This is a genomic window from Kribbella sp. NBC_00482 (assembly GCF_036013725.1).
GTDB lineage: Bacteria > Actinomycetota > Actinomycetes > Propionibacteriales > Kribbellaceae > Kribbella.
Map to the genome: position 1 here is coordinate 310,166 of NZ_CP107881.1, position 15,792 is coordinate 325,957.

Annotated in this window: 15 protein-coding genes; 9 read left to right on the top strand and 6 right to left on the bottom strand. The window is 67.8% G+C overall.

Features of this window, described 5'->3' with window-relative positions; genetic code table 11:
* Positions 1–83: 83 nt before the first annotated feature.
* Both OHB24_RS01500 and OHB24_RS01505 read right to left on the bottom strand, forming a co-directional pair.
* The gene (locus OHB24_RS01500) at positions 84–281 is read right to left on the bottom strand and encodes a hypothetical protein (protein WP_327637089.1); all 198 of its coding nucleotides are present in this window, start codon (positions 279–281) and stop codon (positions 84–86) included.
* A 373-nt stretch (positions 282–654) separates the two neighbouring features.
* Positions 655–2,781, bottom strand: a complete 2,127-nt coding sequence (locus tag OHB24_RS01505) for an ATP-dependent DNA helicase UvrD2 (RefSeq protein WP_327637090.1) — start codon at positions 2,779–2,781, stop codon at positions 655–657.
* Between the two features lie 100 nt (positions 2,782–2,881).
* On the opposite strand from OHB24_RS01505, the gene OHB24_RS01510 reads away from it, so the two are divergent.
* Both OHB24_RS01510 and OHB24_RS01515 read left to right on the top strand, forming a co-directional pair.
* Positions 2,882–3,121, top strand: a complete 240-nt coding sequence (locus OHB24_RS01510) for a mycoredoxin (protein ID WP_131285498.1) — start codon at positions 2,882–2,884, stop codon at positions 3,119–3,121.
* Positions 3,122–3,212: 91 nt separating this feature from the next.
* Positions 3,213–5,585 carry a hypothetical protein gene (locus OHB24_RS01515; protein ID WP_327637091.1) on the top strand — a complete coding sequence of 791 codons (2,373 nt, stop codon included), beginning with the start codon at positions 3,213–3,215 and terminating at the stop codon, positions 5,583–5,585.
* Here the strand turns inward: OHB24_RS01515 and nudC are convergent, their stop codons facing one another.
* Positions 5,586–6,509 (bottom strand): NAD(+) diphosphatase, encoded by a 924-nt coding sequence (gene nudC / locus OHB24_RS01520; RefSeq protein ID WP_327637092.1) that lies wholly within the window; start codon positions 6,507–6,509, stop codon positions 5,586–5,588.
* Positions 6,510–6,548: 39 nt separating this feature from the next.
* On the opposite strand from nudC, the gene deoD reads away from it, so the two are divergent.
* Both deoD and OHB24_RS01530 read left to right on the top strand, forming a co-directional pair.
* Positions 6,549–7,262, top strand: a complete 714-nt coding sequence (gene deoD, locus OHB24_RS01525; protein ID WP_131334454.1) for a purine-nucleoside phosphorylase — start codon at positions 6,549–6,551, stop codon at positions 7,260–7,262.
* A gap of 302 nt (positions 7,263–7,564) precedes the next feature.
* Positions 7,565–7,828: a hypothetical protein gene (locus OHB24_RS01530; protein ID WP_327637093.1), complete on the top strand. Its 264-nt coding sequence runs from the start codon at positions 7,565–7,567 to the stop codon at positions 7,826–7,828.
* A 10-nt stretch (positions 7,829–7,838) separates the two neighbouring features.
* On the opposite strand, the gene OHB24_RS01535 is transcribed toward OHB24_RS01530, so the two are convergent.
* Positions 7,839–8,465, bottom strand: a complete 627-nt coding sequence (locus OHB24_RS01535; protein WP_327637094.1) for a TetR/AcrR family transcriptional regulator — start codon at positions 8,463–8,465, stop codon at positions 7,839–7,841.
* A gap of 167 nt (positions 8,466–8,632) precedes the next feature.
* On the opposite strand from OHB24_RS01535, the gene OHB24_RS01540 reads away from it, so the two are divergent.
* Genes OHB24_RS01540 through OHB24_RS01550 form a run of 3 tightly spaced genes read left to right on the top strand, consistent with a single transcriptional unit; the run spans position 8,633 to position 12,137 of the window.
* A complete protein-coding gene (locus tag OHB24_RS01540) occupies positions 8,633–9,439 on the top strand; it encodes an SDR family NAD(P)-dependent oxidoreductase (protein WP_327637095.1) in 807 nt (268 codons plus the stop codon).
* Positions 9,439–10,560: a DUF5938 domain-containing protein gene (locus OHB24_RS01545; protein WP_327637096.1), complete on the top strand. Its 1,122-nt coding sequence runs from the start codon at positions 9,439–9,441 to the stop codon at positions 10,558–10,560. The genes OHB24_RS01540 and OHB24_RS01545 overlap by 1 nt, the downstream gene beginning before the upstream one ends.
* Positions 10,561–10,571: 11 nt before the next feature.
* Complete coding sequence (locus OHB24_RS01550) at positions 10,572–12,137, top strand: acyl-CoA synthetase (RefSeq protein ID WP_327637097.1); 1,566 nt, start codon at positions 10,572–10,574, stop codon at positions 12,135–12,137.
* Here the strand turns inward: OHB24_RS01550 and OHB24_RS01555 are convergent.
* On the bottom strand, positions 12,123–12,794 hold the full coding sequence (locus OHB24_RS01555) for a GOLPH3/VPS74 family protein (RefSeq protein WP_327637098.1): 672 nt from the start codon (positions 12,792–12,794) through the stop codon (positions 12,123–12,125). The two genes, OHB24_RS01550 and OHB24_RS01555, sit on opposite strands and share 15 nt — an antisense overlap.
* 138 nt (positions 12,795–12,932) lie before the next feature.
* On the opposite strand from OHB24_RS01555, the gene OHB24_RS01560 reads away from it, so the two are divergent.
* Together OHB24_RS01560 and OHB24_RS01565 are read left to right on the top strand one after the other, a co-directional pair.
* Entirely contained in the window at positions 12,933–13,520 is a 588-nt protein-coding gene (locus OHB24_RS01560) for a GNAT family N-acetyltransferase (protein ID WP_327637099.1), read from the top strand.
* Positions 13,520–15,217: an IucA/IucC family protein gene (locus tag OHB24_RS01565; RefSeq protein WP_327637100.1), complete on the top strand. Its 1,698-nt coding sequence runs from the start codon at positions 13,520–13,522 to the stop codon at positions 15,215–15,217. Before OHB24_RS01560 ends, OHB24_RS01565 begins: the two co-directional genes overlap by 1 nt.
* On the opposite strand, the gene OHB24_RS01570 is transcribed toward OHB24_RS01565, so the two are convergent.
* The gene (locus OHB24_RS01570) at positions 15,198–15,791 is read right to left on the bottom strand and encodes a TetR/AcrR family transcriptional regulator (protein WP_327637101.1); all 594 of its coding nucleotides are present in this window, start codon (positions 15,789–15,791) and stop codon (positions 15,198–15,200) included. The two genes, OHB24_RS01565 and OHB24_RS01570, sit on opposite strands and share 20 nt — an antisense overlap.
* Between the last annotated feature and the right edge of the window lies 1 nt (position 15,792).

The window sequence follows — 15,792 nt, forward strand, 5'->3', positions numbered from 1 at the left end:
CCGCCAAATCTTTGGGACAAACAAAAGGGCCGCGGGACCCTTGGTGGGTTCCGCGGCCTGGAGGTGCCGGCTCTGACGTCTTGTCAGACCGGTGGACTCCATGCTCGAGAACCCGAACCGCCGTACTTCACATCGCCGACAGCTCCGCCCGTGATCGGGGCAGCGCCGGAGGCCATGAGCACAACGGTCGCGACATGCAGGCGCGGCGAGGCACCCTGAATCGGGGCGCACGGCAGCGCGACTACGTCGCTGAACGGCTTCTTGACCGTGTTGGTGATCATTTCCAGGGCACCTCCTCTCGTTGTGGCGAAGCGGGCGGTTAGCTCGATCGCTATGGTGGTTTGAAGTTTTCGGCCAGGCTTCGACCGCAGAAAGAACAGTACGCCGTCCGCGCCGGAGCCCGCAAACTATTTATCGCCAGTTCGCGAAGTTGGCCGGAAGTTGCCGCTCCGACGGCAAGATCTCACTGCCAGTGCAGCCGTCGGGCAGGCTTCGACCACACTTCCGGCACGCTCCGGGACGCCATCCGCACGCTCCGGGATCGTTGCCTCTGTCACCTAACTGCCACGTCTGCCAGGAGCAGAACACGGCACGTCCTCCAGAATGCGCCGCGGATCTCGTGCCTGGCAACAGGTTTGCCCGAAGAGGCAGCGGTCAGCGGGTGCAGAGGTTGAGGATGTGCTCGCCGTACTTGGTCAGCTTGGTATGACCGATGCCCGGGATCTGCCGGAGCGCCTGGGCGTCGCCGGGCTTGGTCTCGGCGATCGCGGTGAGGGTCGCGTCGGTGAGGATCACGAACGCCGGCATCTTCTCGGACTCCGCCTGCTCGGTGCGCCACTCGATCAAGGCGTCGTACAGCTTCTGGTCGATCGAGGACGGGCAGTCCTCGCAGCGGCCGAGTTTGCGGGCGCCCGGGTCGGTCAGGCCGCGACCGCAGACCCGGCACTTGGGGATCGGCCGGCCGGACTTCTCGGAGCGTTCGGAGCGGGATGGGCGCTCCCAGCCGACGGCCGACGACGGGGTCCACTCGGAGCGCGCCGTACGGACGCCGATCGGGTCCAGGAAGCGGGTCGGCCCCCGCGTACCGCGGCCGCCCGGTGAGCGGGAGGTGGACCAGCTGATGAACAGCTGCTGCTTGGCCCGCGTCACGCCGACATAGAACAGCCGCCGCTCCTCCTCCACCTGCGCCGGCGTCTGGGCGTAGGTGATCGGCAGCGTCCCCTCGTGCGCCCCGACGATGAAGACAGACTCCCACTCGAGGCCCTTGGCCGCGTGCAGCGTCGCCAGCGTGACCCCCTCCGCGATCGGCGCGTGCTGGATCGTCGCTCGCCGGTCCAGCTCCTCCATCAGCTCAGGCAGCCGCGCGTCCGGATTCGCCGCGGCGAAGTCGGACGTCATCGTCACCAGCGCGCTCAGCGACTCCCAGCGGTCCCGCACCGCACCGGTCCCGGTCGGCGGCTCCTGCGTCCAGCCGGCACCGCCCAGCACTCCGGTCACCGTGGTCACCAGGTCGTCGCCGGCTTGGCCGGCCTTGGCCTGTCCGCGCAGCAGTACGGCGGCCTGCCGGATCTCCGCGCGCTCGAAGAACCGCTCCGCACCCTTCAGCACGGTCGGGATCTTCCGCTCGGCCAGCGCCTGCTCGAAGTTCTCCGACTGCGCGTTCGTCCGGAACAGTACGGCGATGTCCCGCAGCGCCACGCCCTCGTCCTTGAGCCGTACGACGGCCCGCGCCACCGCGTCCGACTCCGCGACCTCGTCGGAGTACTCGCGGTAGACCGGAACCGGACCGGCCTCCTTCTGGGACCGCAGCGTGACCCGCCCGGGCAGCCCGTTCGGACCGGCCGCGTCCAGGATCTTGTTCGCCACGTCCACGATCTGCGGTGTCGACCGGTAGTCGCGGACCAGCTTGATCACGGTCGCCTCCGGATGCCGGGACGCGAAGCGCACCAGGTTCTCCGGGTCGGCGCCGGCCCAGGAGTAGATCGTCTGCGCCGGGTCACCGACCACGCAGACGTCCTCCCGGCCGCCGAGCCACAGGTCGAGCAGGCTCTGCTGCAGCGGCGAGACGTCCTGGTACTCGTCCACGACGAACGTGCGGTACTGCCGCCGGATCTCCGCCGCCACCCGCTCGTCCTCCGCGAGCAGTGCGACCGTGCAGAGGAGCACGTCCTCCAGGTCGATCCGCCCGCGCTCCAGCTTCACATCCTCGTACGCCGCGAAGATCCGGGCGATCGTCGCCGGGTCGAAGGCCGCCAGCGCCCGCGCCGACTTGGGCGCCAGCCGCGCGTAGTCGTCCGGCCGGACGTTGCTCACCTTGGCCCACTCGACCTCACCGGCCAGGTCGCGCAGCGCGGGCGTGTCCACCCGGACGCGGCAGCGGGACGCGGCCTCGGTCAGCAGCGGGAACTTGCGGTCCGCGATCGGCGGCAGCTCCCCGCCGTACACCTTCGGCCAGAAGAACCGGGCCTGCCGGAGCGCTGCGGAGTGGAACGTGCGGGCCTGCACGCCCTGGACGCCGAGCTGCGCGAGCCGGCCGCGCATCTCCCCCGCGGCCCGCTGGGTGAACGTCACCGCGAGCACCCGGACCGGGTCGAACGTCCCGGTGCGCACGCCGTACGCGATCCGGTGGGTGATCGCCCGCGTCTTCCCGGTCCCCGCGCCGGCCATCACCGCGACGGCGCCGTGCAACGTGGTCGCGACCGCCCGCTGCTCCGGGTCGAGCGCCTCCAAGAGGTCGTCGGCGGATGCAGATCGTGTGAAGTCGCTCACGGGCTGGGACATGCGGGAACAGCACCACCTGCATCATGGTTCGGATACGTCGAAGGCAACCCTAGACGGGCCGCCCGACAAAACCCCTCCCCACTCCACAAGGAGTCCGCCGATGTCGGCATTCACCATGTACTCGACCCCGTGGTGCGGCTACTGCCACCGCCTCAAGGGCCAGCTCAAGCGAGCCGGTATCGAGTTCACCGAGATCGACATCGAGCAGGTCCCGGAGGCCGCGAAGATCGTCGAGAAGGTCAACAACGGGAACCAGACGGTTCCGACCGTGGTCTTCCCCGACGGCACCGCGATGACGAACCCGTCGCTCGCCCAGGTCGCGGAGAAGCTGGTCGCATAACAGCTTGACTCAGGTCATATCGCCTGAGTTATGGACATTACGGTCATGGCCGTTATACCTTGCGATGAACTACGCCGCAGGGAGTCCGCCCATGTTCTCGCGCCGTCATTCTCTTTATGCGCGCTGCCGGTATGCCCTCACGACCGTGGCCGTCACGCTCGGCCTGCTCGCGACGGGCGGTCTGCACGCCACCGCGGCCCCGCCGGGGGACCTGCCTGACCCGTTCCCGTCGGAGAACTGGCCGCTCGGCACCCCGACCCGACCGATCGCGCCGTCGGCCGATGTCATCAAGGACCTCGGCTCGCCGGTCAGCTCGCTCACGATCATGGAAGGCGCGATCGGCCACACGCCGGACGGCCGCGACGTCGTGTACGCCGTCCCCGCGGGTGAGAACGCCCGGCTCAACGTTGTCGACCTGCACAGCCGCGAGCTGATCCGCACCGTGCCGCTGCCTGGAGCCGCGGGCGGCTGGGCGATCGTCGTGACGCCGAACGGCGATGTCTACCTCGGCACCTACGCCAACGCGCACCTCTACCGCTACAGCCCGGCCACGGGTGAGGTGACCGACCTGGGGCAGCCGATCCCCGGTCAGTCCCAGATCTACGGCCTCACGTCCGACCAGGCCGGCAACGTGTACGCCGGGACGTACCCGAACGCCCACGCGTTCAAGTACGACGCGACGACCGGACAGGTCACCGACTACGGCTCACTCGACCCGGTGCAGCAGTACGCGCGGTCCACGGTCTACGACCCCGACCACAACAAGCTGTTCGTCGGCGTCTCCACTCCGAACGCCAGGCTGCTCCGCATCGACGTGGACACCAAGGCGGTCGAGGACATCACTCCCCCGGGTACGACGGCGAAGGACTTCATCGACCTGGACTACGCCGGCGGCAAGGTGTTCGCGAACGCGAGCAGCCGCCTGGTAGTGGTCGACGCAGTGACCGGCGAGCAGGTCAAGTACACCGACAGCACCACGGGTCAGCAGGTAATGGACTACCCGATCGCTGCGCGCGGTGTCTCCGCAGCCGGACCAGGTGGCGTCTACTTCACCAACAACACCCTGGCCCTCACGCACTACGACCTGGACACCAACACGGTCGGTCCGGTCTCTCCGCCGCGCACACTGACCCGTGGCGCGTCCATCGGCTACGGCTGGGTGACTGAGAACGGCGTACCGGTGCTGTACGGCCTGGCGGGTAACTACTCCGGTGGAACGTTCCGCTACAACCCGGCGGACGGGACGCTCGCGCAGTGGAGCTCACCGTTCCAGTACGTGCCGTCGCCTCTCATGCACACTCTGGCCGACCCCACCACGGGCAAGGTGTTCGTCAACGTCTACTTGAACGGCGCCACCTCCATCTACGACCCGGCGACCGGCAAGTCCACTGTCACCACTCGGCAGGGACAGGTGGAAGGCTGGGCCTGGGACGGCACCGGCAAGATGTACGTCGGTATCTACCCGTACGGCCGCCTCTCGCTCTGGGACCCGGCCGCACCGGAGAGCCCGACCAACCCGAAGGAACTGTTCAGCCTCGTCGACAGCGACCACCAGAACAGGCCTGTCGCAGTGGTCCCAGCCGGCAACCGCGTGTACGTCGGCACCACACCGGCGTACGGCGAGTACGGCGGCGCGCTGACCGTGTACGACGTACCGACCGGCAGCCACACGGTCTACCGCAACCTGGTGACCGACCAGACGATCTCCTCGATCGTGCCTTCCGGTACTGACGTCTGGGTCGGCTCCAGCATCGAGGGCGGTCAGGGCACCGAACCGAGGGCCAGCGAGGCGCACCTGGTCAAGGTGAACCCGGCGACCGGAGAGGTGCTCACCGACATCGTCCCGGTGCCCGGTGCGGCCAGCATCAACGAACTGGTCACCGGACCGGACGGCAACGTCTGGGGTCTCGCGGACGGCATCGTGTTCGCCGTCAACCCGTCCACCGGTGTGGTCCAGCGCCTGCTGCCCGTGTTCAGCGGAGCCACCGGCTCACAGGACGGCGCACTGTCCTGGCGCGACGGCTACCTGTACGGCGTGACCGGTGGCCGGCTGTTCGTCCTGGACATCCTGAGCGGTAGCACGACCGTACTGCGCGACCGCGGCCTCAACCGGCTCACCCAGACGCCGGAGGGCACCTACTACACGCTGCTGCGTCCGGACGGCTACATCAACCCGACCAACCTGGCCTCGTACACGCCACCGGTCGACGGATGTCCGCAGTCCGACGTCCGGTCGACGGTCTGGACCGGGAACATCGACAGCCACGTCCAGAACCGCTTCCTGACCTACGGCTGCACGTTGACCGACGTACTACCGGACGCCGAGGCCGACTGGCCGAACCACGCGGCGTACGTGATCGCGGTCGACCGCAAGCTGCGTGAGCTCGAGAAGGCCGGTTCGGTCCAGCGCTGGGAAGGTGCGCTGATCAGGATCGCCGCAGCCCGGTCCGACGTGGGCCGGTGATCACCAGCTCCCGGTGAGGCTCTCGCCGTACCAGCCTTCGATCAGGCGGCGGGAGATCGAGATAGCGCCCGGGAGGGCCATCGTGCCGGCTTCGACCAGCACGCGAAGGTCCTCCCGGGTGAACCACTTCGCCTCGGCGATCTCGTCCTGGTCCACATCGATGTCGAAGTTCGTCGCCTTCGCGTAGAACCCGAGCATCAGGCTCGCGGGCAGCGGCCACGGCTGGCTGGCCGCGTACTCGACCTCCGGCCCGACGATCACACCGGTCTCCTCGAGGACCTCACGCCGTACGGCGGCCTCCAGCGACTCCCCGGGCTCCACGAAGCCGGCCAGCGTGGAGTACCGGCCCGCGGGCCAGGCCTCGTTGCGGCCGAGCAGTGCGCGGTCCTGGTCGTCGGTGACCAGCACGATGATCGCCGGGTCGCTGCGCGGGAAGTGGGACAGCCCGCATCCTGGGCACCGCCGTACGTGCCCTGCCTCCACTACCTCGGTGTGCTCGCCGCAGTTCCCGCAGTGCGTGTAGACGGCGTGCCAGTTGGACAGCCCGATCAGGTGCACGGCGATGCCGGCCCCGCGGTCGTCCAGTACGGCGCCGAGCTCGCGCAGTCCGCCGTACGACTCGTCGCCCTCGCCACTGACCAGTACGCCGAACACCGCGCGGCCCTCCGCGGTCATCCCGGCCCCGGACTCGCGGTCGATGCCGAGGAAGATCCGGAGACCTTCGGGCGCCTCGGACGGTCTCACGAACCGCAGTGCGGAGCGGTCGTCGGCCACCTGGATCTTGTCGCCGGCCACGACCACCACCTGCGTTTCGGGCGCGGCCCAGGCCTTCTCCAGCCAGTCGTCGTCACGGCGGCGGTCGGCGGCGCGGTCCAGTACGGACCGCGACAGGGCTAGCGAACCAGGTGCGATGGAGTAGGCCACATGCCTCAACATATCCCGCGCCCGTGAGAGCATCCCCGCATGAGTATTCACATCGCCGCCGAGAAGGGGCAGATCGCACCGCGGGTGCTGTTTCCGGGCGACCCGCTGCGGGCCAAGTGGATCGCGGAGACCTACCTGTCCGACGTGATCTGCTACACCGAGATCCGCAACATGTTCGGGTTCACCGGCACCTACAAGGGTGAGCGCATCTCCGTGCAGGGCTCCGGCATGGGCCAGGCGTCCGCCTCCATCTACGCGAACGAGCTGTTCGAGGAGTACGAGGTACAGACGCTGATCAGGGTCGGCACCTGTGGCGCGCTCACCGAGGCGGTCCGGGTCCGCGACGTGATCATCGCGATGTCCGCGAGCACCGACTCGCAGATGAACCGGCTGCGCTTCCACGGCATCGACTACGCGCCGACAGCCGACTACAAGCTGCTCCGCGCGGCTGTGGACGCCGCCGAGGCGGCCGGGCTGAACGTGCACGTCGGCCAGGTGTTCTCCGGCGACCTGTTCTACAACGACCGCCCGGACCTGGTCTCGCGGACCGCGGAGTACGGCGTACTCGGCATCGAGATGGAGGCCGCGGCGCTCTACACGCTGGCGGCGAAGTTCGGCCGCCGCGCGCTCGGCATCATGACCGTGTCCGACCACCTGATCACGCACGAGGTGACGTCCGCGGAAGAGCGTCAGACGACGTTCTCCGAGATGATCACGATCGCCCTCGACGCGGCGATCGAGGTGCCGGTCTGAACCCCCGGTACGGCGCTGTCGTCCTGGCGTGCGCCGCACTCGTCGTAGGGACCACGTCCTGCTCCGGCGACAAGCCGGAGTCGGGCGGAAGCCCGAGCACGAGCACAAGCACGTCTGGTACGCCGGCCGCGAGCAACACGTCATCAGGACCCGAGGAGACGCTGCCGGACCTGACGGCGACACAGATCGTCGCCGCCCTCACCGGCAAGCAGTACAAGTGCAGCACCGACGAGGCGTACGAGACCTGCAGCAGCGGCCTGCGGTCGATCCAGCTGCTGATCGGCACGCACCCGCGTCCACCGGTGATCTCGCTACAGGCGGCCGGGCCGGCGACCGAGTCGACGACGAGGCTGGCCGAGTTCGCACCGGAGGCGCTGGAACTGGCGCACGTGAACCCGCGGGGTCAGATCACCGACTGGATGAAGCAGCAGTCAGGGAAGGCGTCGGCGCAGACGACCTTCGGAGACTGGAACGTCGAGTTCTCGACCGAGACGGACTCCGAGGCACCGGGCGCGATCCTCACGCTGACCGACAAGCTCTGCAAGGCGAACTGCGGCGCCGAGTAACAGCTGTGGGCTACGCCGCGACCAGCTTCGGCAGGACCTGCATGATGCGGCCGGTCAGCAGGTCCGGGACCTTCTCCGGGTTCGCGGCGTAGCCGACCACGGCCTGCTCGAACAGGCCGTCGACCAGCGCGTACGCCGTCGGCGCGTCCACGACCGGTGTGGTGCCGGTGAGATCGGCGTACCGGGTCAGGATCCGCCAGATCATCTCTTCGAGCAGCAGGTCGATCGCCTCGACGTCCGGGCGGAGCTGCTCCTCGAACATGCTCTGCGCCCGCAGGTCGTACCAGAGCTTGTGCATCGGGGTCTCCTCGACCAGCGTCTGGGTCATCTTGCCCAGGAAGCCGGTCGCGAGCTCGTCGGCGGACGACGCGGTCTCGACCACTTCGTCGTACCGCCGGGCGCACTTGGTCTTGTAGTAGCGCACGCAGTAGCTGATCAGGTCGATCTTGTCGCGGAAGTAGTAGTGCACGACGCCGTGCGTGAACTCGGAGTTGTTCGCGATCTCGCGCAGGCTGGTGCGCGCGTACCCGAGCTCACCCAGCGTCTTCAGCGCGGACTCCGCCAGCGCGACCCGGCGGCGTTCGATCTTGTCGATCCCGGAGACACGGGCAGGCCGCTCCTCAGCAGCGGACGCCACGCAATCACCCACTCTCGTGCTCGGACCCGATGCGCCAGAGTACCCCGCCCCGGGCCAGGCGCGTCCCGGAGCGGGGAGATTTCTTGACAAGTGTCAAACAAAGTCTTGACGACTGTCAAAAGGCTGGCCAAAGTGTGAACAACCCGTGCAGAGCAAAGGAGCTTCAGATGGGTTCACTCGATCTCTCCGGCCGCAAGGCCTTGGTCACCGGCGGAGCGCAGGGACTCGGCGAGGGAATGGCGAAAGCCCTCGCGGCCGCCGGCGCCAAAGTCGTGATCAGCGATATCCAGAAGGACTTAGGCGAAGCGGTCGCCGACGCGCTCGACAAGGAGTACGGCGCGGGCAACGGCTTCGTGGCCCACGACATCACCGACGACGGCGACTGGGAGAACGCGGTCGTCGCCGCGAACGACATCCTCGGCGGACTCGACATCCTGGTGAACAACGCGGGGATCGAGATCACCAGTCTGCTCACCGAGGTCACCGCGGACCAGATCCGCAAGATGCTCGAGGTCAACGTCCTCGGCACCACGCTCGGCATCAAGTGGGGCCTGCGGACGATGCGTCCCGAAGGCCTGGCCGGCCAGGGCGGTGCGATCATCAACGTCGCGTCGGTCGCCGCCACCATTGCGTTCCCCGGCATCGCCGTGTACTCCGCGACCAAGTCCGCCGTCGACCGGCTGACCAAGGTCGCCGCGATGGAGTCCGGCAAGCTCGGGTACGGCGTCCGCGTCAACTGCATCTACCCGGGCCTGGTCCCGACCGCGATGGGCGCCGGCCTGGCGAACGACGTGGCCCAGCTCGGACTGTTCGAGTCGCCCGACGCCGCGGTCGCCGCGGTCATCGGACTGACACCGGCCGGCCGGCTCGGCGAGGTCGCGGACATGGCCGACGCGGTCGTCTTCCTCGCCTCCGACGAGTCCCGGTTCATCACCGGCATCGGTCTGCCCGTCGACGGCGGAATGGGGATGTGATGGCGAAGCCTGTTGTCGTCTACGGCGCCTCCGGCTACACCGGTCGCCTGGTCTGCGAGTACCTGCGCCAGTACCACGTCCCCTTTGTCGCGGCGGGACGTGACGAGGCGAAGCTCAAGGCTTCTATGGACTCGCATGTCCCTGGCATCGAGACAGCCGACTACGAGGTCGCAGCAGTCGACCACGACGTCGCTTCACTCACCGATCTGTTCAAGGGCGCTTCCGTCGTACTGAACACGGTCGGACCGTTCAGTGAGCTCGGTCCGGCGGCTGTGGAAGCAGCACTCGCAGCAGGTGCGCACTACACCGACACGACCGGTGAGCAGGACTGGCTGATGACCTGCGACGAGAAGTACGGTCCGCAGTTCGCTGAGGCCAACTTGGTGCTGGCCCCGGGTATCGCGCAGATGTACACCACCAGCGAGATCGCTGCGCAGCTGTGCCTCGAACAGCCCGGTCTGGACACCTTGGACATCGCCGTGTTCTGGGGCGGCAGCCCGACCATCGCCTCGACCCGCACGATTCTGGTGAACGCTGCGACGTCGAAGGCGCACTACCTGGAGAACAACCAGTACGCCGAGTTCCCCACGCAGGGCCTGGTGTCGTTGGTGGTTCCCGGCCAGCACGAGCTCGCGCTGTCGCTGCCCTGGGGCGGCATGTCGCACCCGGTGTGGTTCAAGCGCGATCCACGGGTGGCGAACTGCAAGGCACAGGGCGGTGTGTTCAACGCCGCGCTGATGAACGGGGTCCCGCAGATCGTTGCAGCGGCTTTGGAAGCCACGAAGGACATGTCTCCCGAGGACCGCGACACCGCGCTGACCGAGACCGCTCGCCAGGTGATGAACGAGATGCCGCCCCGGGAGAACCCGCGCGTCAACAAGACGCTGGACTCCGTGCACGCGTCCGGGCCGCTCGGACGGGCGCACTGTGTCATCCACGGCAACAGCAACTACCAGCAGACCGGTCTGCTCCAGGCGTTCGCGGCGTACTCGCTGCTGCAGACGCCTCCGAAGCGGGTCGGTTTCGCGAGTGGCTGCCAGGCATTCGGTCATCGCGAGCTCCTCGGCGTACTGCGGAGCTTCGGGCTGGTGTCCGAGCCGCAGCTGACGGTGCAGAGCTAAAAGGAGTTGCCGTGCGGCTGGTCGACTACCTGGACAAGGGCGCATCGTTGGCGCCGGATGCCTCCTGCCTGACCACGGACGGCGAGACGCTGACGTACGCCGACGTACAGCAGCTCTCGTACCGGATCGCGGGCGCGCTGGCGGCAACCGGCGTACAACCGGGCGGCAAGGTGGCGATCCTGTCCGCGAACGACCCGGTGGCGTTCAGTTGCGTGTTCGGGATCAGCCGGGCCGGTGCGGTCTGGTGCCCGATCAACCCGCGCAACGAGGCCGCCGAGAACCGTGAACTGCTCGACCAGTTCGACTGCGAAGTACTGATCTACCAGTCGGCGTTCGCGCCGCTGGTGGACCGCATTCGGGACTCACTGCCGAAGGTGCACACCTTTGTCTGCCTCGACGGGGAGCCCTCCAGCTCCGGCCCGACCCCCCACCCCAGCGGCCGGAGAACTGTCGGCTGGGACGCGTTCTGCGGGGGCGCGTCCCAGCCGGCACCCGATCTGACCTCCCCCGACGACCTCGCGATGATCGTCGGCACCGGAGGTACGACGGGACGCCCCAAGGGGGTCATGCTCGGCAACAGCAACCTGGAGACGATGACCGCGCTCACGCTGATCGGGTACCCGTTCGGCGAGCGACCGGTCTACCTGGCGCTGGCACCGCTGACACACGCGGCAGGTGTGCTGTGCTTCCCGGTGCTCGCGTCCGGCGGCGAGATCGTGATCATGCGAGCTCCCGACGTACATGCGTTCCTGGAGCTGATACCGCGGCACGGGGTGACGCACACGTTCTTGCCGCCGACGCTGATCTACATGGTGCTGGCGGCGCCGGAGCTCGACTCCACGGACCTGTCGTCGCTGCGGTGCTTCTGGTACGGCGCTGCGCCGATGTCGGTCGCCCGGCTCGAGGAGGCGCTGCAGCGGATCGGTCCGGTGATGGCCCAGCTGTTCGGGCAGACCGAGGCGCCGATGATGATCTCGATGCTGCCGCCCGCTGAACATTTCGACGCCGCAGGCCATATTGCGCGGGGACGGCTGTCATCCGCGGGACGGCCGTCCCCGCTGGTCACGGTGGCGATCATGGGCGCCGACGGCACACTGCTCCCGCACGGTGAGCGCGGTGAGATCGTGGTGCGCGGGTCGCTGGTGATGCAGGGGTACTACCGGAACGCCGAGGCCACCGCAACGGCTTCGGCGTACGGCTGGCACCACACCGGCGACATCGGGTACCTGGACGACGACAACTACCTCTACATCGTCGACCGGGCGAAGGACATGATCATCTCCGGCGGCTTCAACGTGTACTCCACGGAGGTCGAGCAGGCGCTGATGGCGCACTCCGACGTACAGGACTGCGCAGTGATCGGTCTGCCGGACGAGAAGTGGGGCGAGCGGGTTGTGGCCGTCGTACAGCTCCAGCCGGGCAGTGTGGTCGAGCCGGACGAGCTGATCGCGTTCGCGAAGGCACGCATCGGCAGTGTGAAGGCGCCGAAGGAGGTGCTCGTCTGGCCCGACCTGCCACGCTCCAAGGTCGGCAAGGTGGTCAAGCCGGACATCAAGGCCCGGCTAGCTGCTACCTGACGCCCCGGCGGTCGACGCCACCACGATGGCCGCTGTGACGGCGGCCTGCATTTCGGCGACTGCTTTCTTCACTGCAGCGGCAGCCCAGTCCGAGTCGGCGATCTCCTTCGCCCGCTGCTTCAGCGCCTTCTTGTCGACCGCATCCGTGACGACCTTCGGTACGACGTTCAGCGCGCTGAGGAGGGCGATCAACGCAGCGGTGCGCTGGTCCGGCGCCGTACCGACCTTCAGCACGCTCTCCAGCCGGGTGCGAACGTCCTGCTCGTGCCGCGCGTCCTTGGCGGGCCAACGCGTCACCGGGAACAGGCCAAGCACCTTGCCCTGGTCCTCCTCCAGCACACCCCGCTCCGCGAGCCGCGCCAGCAGCTGGTTGCGCAGCCGCTTCGAGAGCGCACCGATCTGGTCCTTCGGCTTCTTCCCAGGCTTGTTGACCACGTACGCGAGGCGCTCGTCCAGGATCGGGTCCCCGGTCGGTGCGCCGTCCAGCACCTGCAGACGGCCGGTCTTGCCGTCGATGGTGATGTCGAGCTTCCGGCTCAGCGTCAGCTCGATCAGCACCGCGCCGGCCAGCGCGTAGTCCAGGCCTGGCGACCCGGCGACGGGCTTGCCGGTCTCGTCGTCGTACAGGAGCAACAGCAGGTCTTCGGCGATCAACATGTCACCAACGTAGGCAGGATGTGCGGTTCGGCACATCCGCCGCGCGGGCTACTTCACGGGTCCGCCCTGGGATGGTTGGATCGGGATAGGTAAGGTAAGCCTTAGCTAACACGCCCGCCCAGCCTGGGAGCATCCGCCATGACCAGAGCACTGCCCGAGCCGACGTACCGGCGCTTCGTCGCCGGCCTCGGCACCTTCAGCCTCCGGCCGTTCGACCTCGCCGAGGACGTGACCACCCTGCACAGTTGGGTCACCCAGCCGTACGCACGGTACTGGGGGCTGCTGACCGCGTCCGTCGCCGACGTGCACGCGGAGTACCTCCGGATCGCGGAGAGCGCGCACCACCAGGCGCTCCTCGGCGAGCACGACGGACAGCCGGCGTTCCTGATGGAGCGCTACGAGCCGGCGTACGACGCGGTCGGCCGGACGTACGACGTGGCGCCGGGCGACATCGGCATGCACGTCCTGGTCGGGCCGCCGACCGTGCCGATTCCCGGCTTCACCGGAGCTGTGTTCGAGACGATCATGGACAGCCTGTTCAGCGACCCGCTGGTCGATCGGGTCGTGGTCGAACCCGACGTACGGAACGTGAAGATCCAGGCGCTGAACGCGCGGATGGGGTTCCGCAAGCACAGCATCGTGGCGTTGCAGGACAAGCAGGCGTGGCTGAGCTTCTGCACACGTGACCAGTACGCCGACGCGCACCGAATGAACGAGGCAGGCTGATGAATCACTGGACCGTAGTCAACCAGGCCTTGGTCCGGAAGGCCTTGTCCGAGTTCACCCATGAGCGCATTCTCGAACCTGTTGCCGTCGGCAATAGATATGCCGTCGGCCGCTACAGCTTCTCGGCGCAGCATTATCCCTTGAATCATTGGGACGTCTCTGACGTCGTGCGCGACGACCGCGCGCCGGTCGACGCCTTGGAGTTCATCACCGAGTTCCACGAGCAGCTCGGGATCGGGCGCGAGATGCTGCCGGTGTACCTGGAGGAGATCAGCAGCACGCTGGCGTCGGCGGCGTACAAACTGTCGAAGCCGGACCTGACGGCGGCGGACCTGGTCACCGCGGACTTCCAGACCATCGAGGCCGGGATGACCGAAGGGCATCCGTGCTTCGTCGCGAACAACGGGCGGCTCGGGTTCGGCCTCGCGGACTACCTGGCCTATGCGCCGGAGACCGGTGCGGGCGTGCAGCTGACCTGGATCGCGACCCGGCGGGACCGGACCACGGTTTCTTGTAGTTCGTCCTTGGCGTTCGACGAGTTGATGCGGTCCGAGTTGGGGGACGACGTACTCGCGCGGTTCGCCGCTGTCGCTGATCCGGCCGAGTACGTGTACCTGCCGGTGCATCCTTGGCAGTGGGACAACAAGACGTCGATCACGTTCGCCGCCGACGTCGCCCAGGGGCACATCATCCACCTCGGGTCGACGGACGACGTGTACCAGCCGCAGCAGTCGATCCGGACGTTCTTCAACCGGTCCGAGCCGTCGCGGTGCTACGTGAAGACGGCGTTGTCGGTGCTCAACATGGGCTTCATGCGCGGACTGTCCCCGTCGTACATGGCCGCGACGCCGGCGATCAACGACTGGGTGCACTCGGTGGTCTCGAACGACGTCGTCCTGAAGCGGTACGGCTTCACCGTGTTGCGCGAGATCGCGGCGGCCGGGTACCACAACCGGTACTACGAGAACGCGACCGACAAGACGTCGCCGTACCGGAAGATGTTGTCGGCGCTCTGGCGGGAGAGCCCCGTGCCGTCGCTGGAGTCCGGCGAGCGGTTGGCGACGATGGCGTCGCTGCTGCACGTCGACCGGCACGGCGCGTCGGTGGCCGCGGCGCTGGTACGGGCGTCCGGTTTGGCGCCGGCGGACTGGTTGCGCGCGTACGTCGACGCTTATCTGATCCCGTTGCTGCACAGCTTCTACGCGTACGAGCTGGTGTTCATGCCGCACGGCGAGAACCTGATCCTCGTACTGCGGGACGCGATTCCGATCCGGGTGATCATGAAGGACATCGCCGAGGAGATCGCCGTACTTCGTTCTTCGACTCCCGTGCCGGCCGAGGCCGAGCGGGTGCGGGCCGACGTACCGGACGACGAGAAGCTGCTGTCGATCTTCACCGACGTCTTCGACTGCATCTTCCGGTTCCTGTCACCGCTGCTGGATCGGGAGGGGCTGCTGACGCCTGGGGAGTTCTGGACCGTGGTGACCGACGCGATCCGCGACTACCAGTCCGCGACCCCCGAACTGGCGGAAGCCTTCGCGAAGTACGACATCTTCGCGCCGGAGTTCGCCCTCTCCTGCCTGAACAGGCTTCAACTGAAGAACAACCAGCAAATGGTCGACCTGACCGACGTTGCCGGCTCGCTGCAGTTCGTCGGGACTCTGGCCAACCCTCTCGTCACGGGAGCAGCTGACTGACCAGGGTGTCGCCGAGCCAGGTCTCGTAGTCCTGGATCGACCACGCTCGCTCCAGGACCAGCAGGTGGTAGACCTCGGCGGCGGTGCAGGCGAGGAAGATGTCGAGCGCGCGGCCCTGCGGTTGGGTGAGGTCGCCTTCGAAGGACTCGAGGTACAGCTTGAGTTCGTGCTCGCGAGCGGCCCAGACGCTCTGCAGCTCGGCAGCCATCCGCGGGTCCGCTCGCGCGGCCTCCTGGTAGATCTGGATCACGTCGATGCCGGTCACGAACTGGCGGGTCTGCCAGTGCGCGGCCGCCCGCAATCGCTCGGCAGGGTCGGTCAGGGCGAGTGACTCCTGGGCGAGTCGCCGGGTGTCCGCCTCAGCGATCCAGATCCGCGCGATCTCGCGCAGGACGGCCGGCTTGTTCCCGAACGCCGAGTAGATCGTCTGCACCGGGATCTGCGCCGCGTCGGAGATCGCCGCGATCGTGGTGGCGACGTACCCCTGCTGCCGGAACAGCTCGCGCGCGGCCCGCGCCACCTGCTCTTTCGTCGCCTGCGCCTGCCGGGCACGGTGTGAGTCCTTGACAGTCACA

Bases quoted from the DNA above. Each gene is read 5' to 3' on its own strand.
- OHB24_RS01515 (WP_327637091.1), top strand. From the start codon at position 3,213: ATGTTCTCGCGCCGTCATTCTCTTTATGCGCGCTGCCGGTATGCCCTC.
- OHB24_RS01510 (WP_131285498.1), top strand. From the start codon at position 2,882: ATGTCGGCATTCACCATGTACTCGACCCCGTGGTGCGGCTACTGCCAC.
- OHB24_RS01545 (WP_327637096.1), top strand. From the start codon at position 9,439: ATGGCGAAGCCTGTTGTCGTCTACGGCGCCTCCGGCTACACCGGTCGC.
- OHB24_RS01555 (WP_327637098.1), bottom strand. From the start codon at position 12,794: ATGTTGATCGCCGAAGACCTGCTGTTGCTCCTGTACGACGACGAGACC.
- OHB24_RS01560 (WP_327637099.1), top strand. From the start codon at position 12,933: ATGACCAGAGCACTGCCCGAGCCGACGTACCGGCGCTTCGTCGCCGGC.
- OHB24_RS01565 (WP_327637100.1), top strand. From the start codon at position 13,520: ATGAATCACTGGACCGTAGTCAACCAGGCCTTGGTCCGGAAGGCCTTG.
- OHB24_RS01505 (WP_327637090.1), bottom strand. From the start codon at position 2,781: ATGTCCCAGCCCGTGAGCGACTTCACACGATCTGCATCCGCCGACGAC.
- deoD (WP_131334454.1), top strand. From the start codon at position 6,549: ATGAGTATTCACATCGCCGCCGAGAAGGGGCAGATCGCACCGCGGGTG.
- OHB24_RS01500 (WP_327637089.1), bottom strand. From the start codon at position 281: ATGATCACCAACACGGTCAAGAAGCCGTTCAGCGACGTAGTCGCGCTG.
- OHB24_RS01540 (WP_327637095.1), top strand. From the start codon at position 8,633: ATGGGTTCACTCGATCTCTCCGGCCGCAAGGCCTTGGTCACCGGCGGA.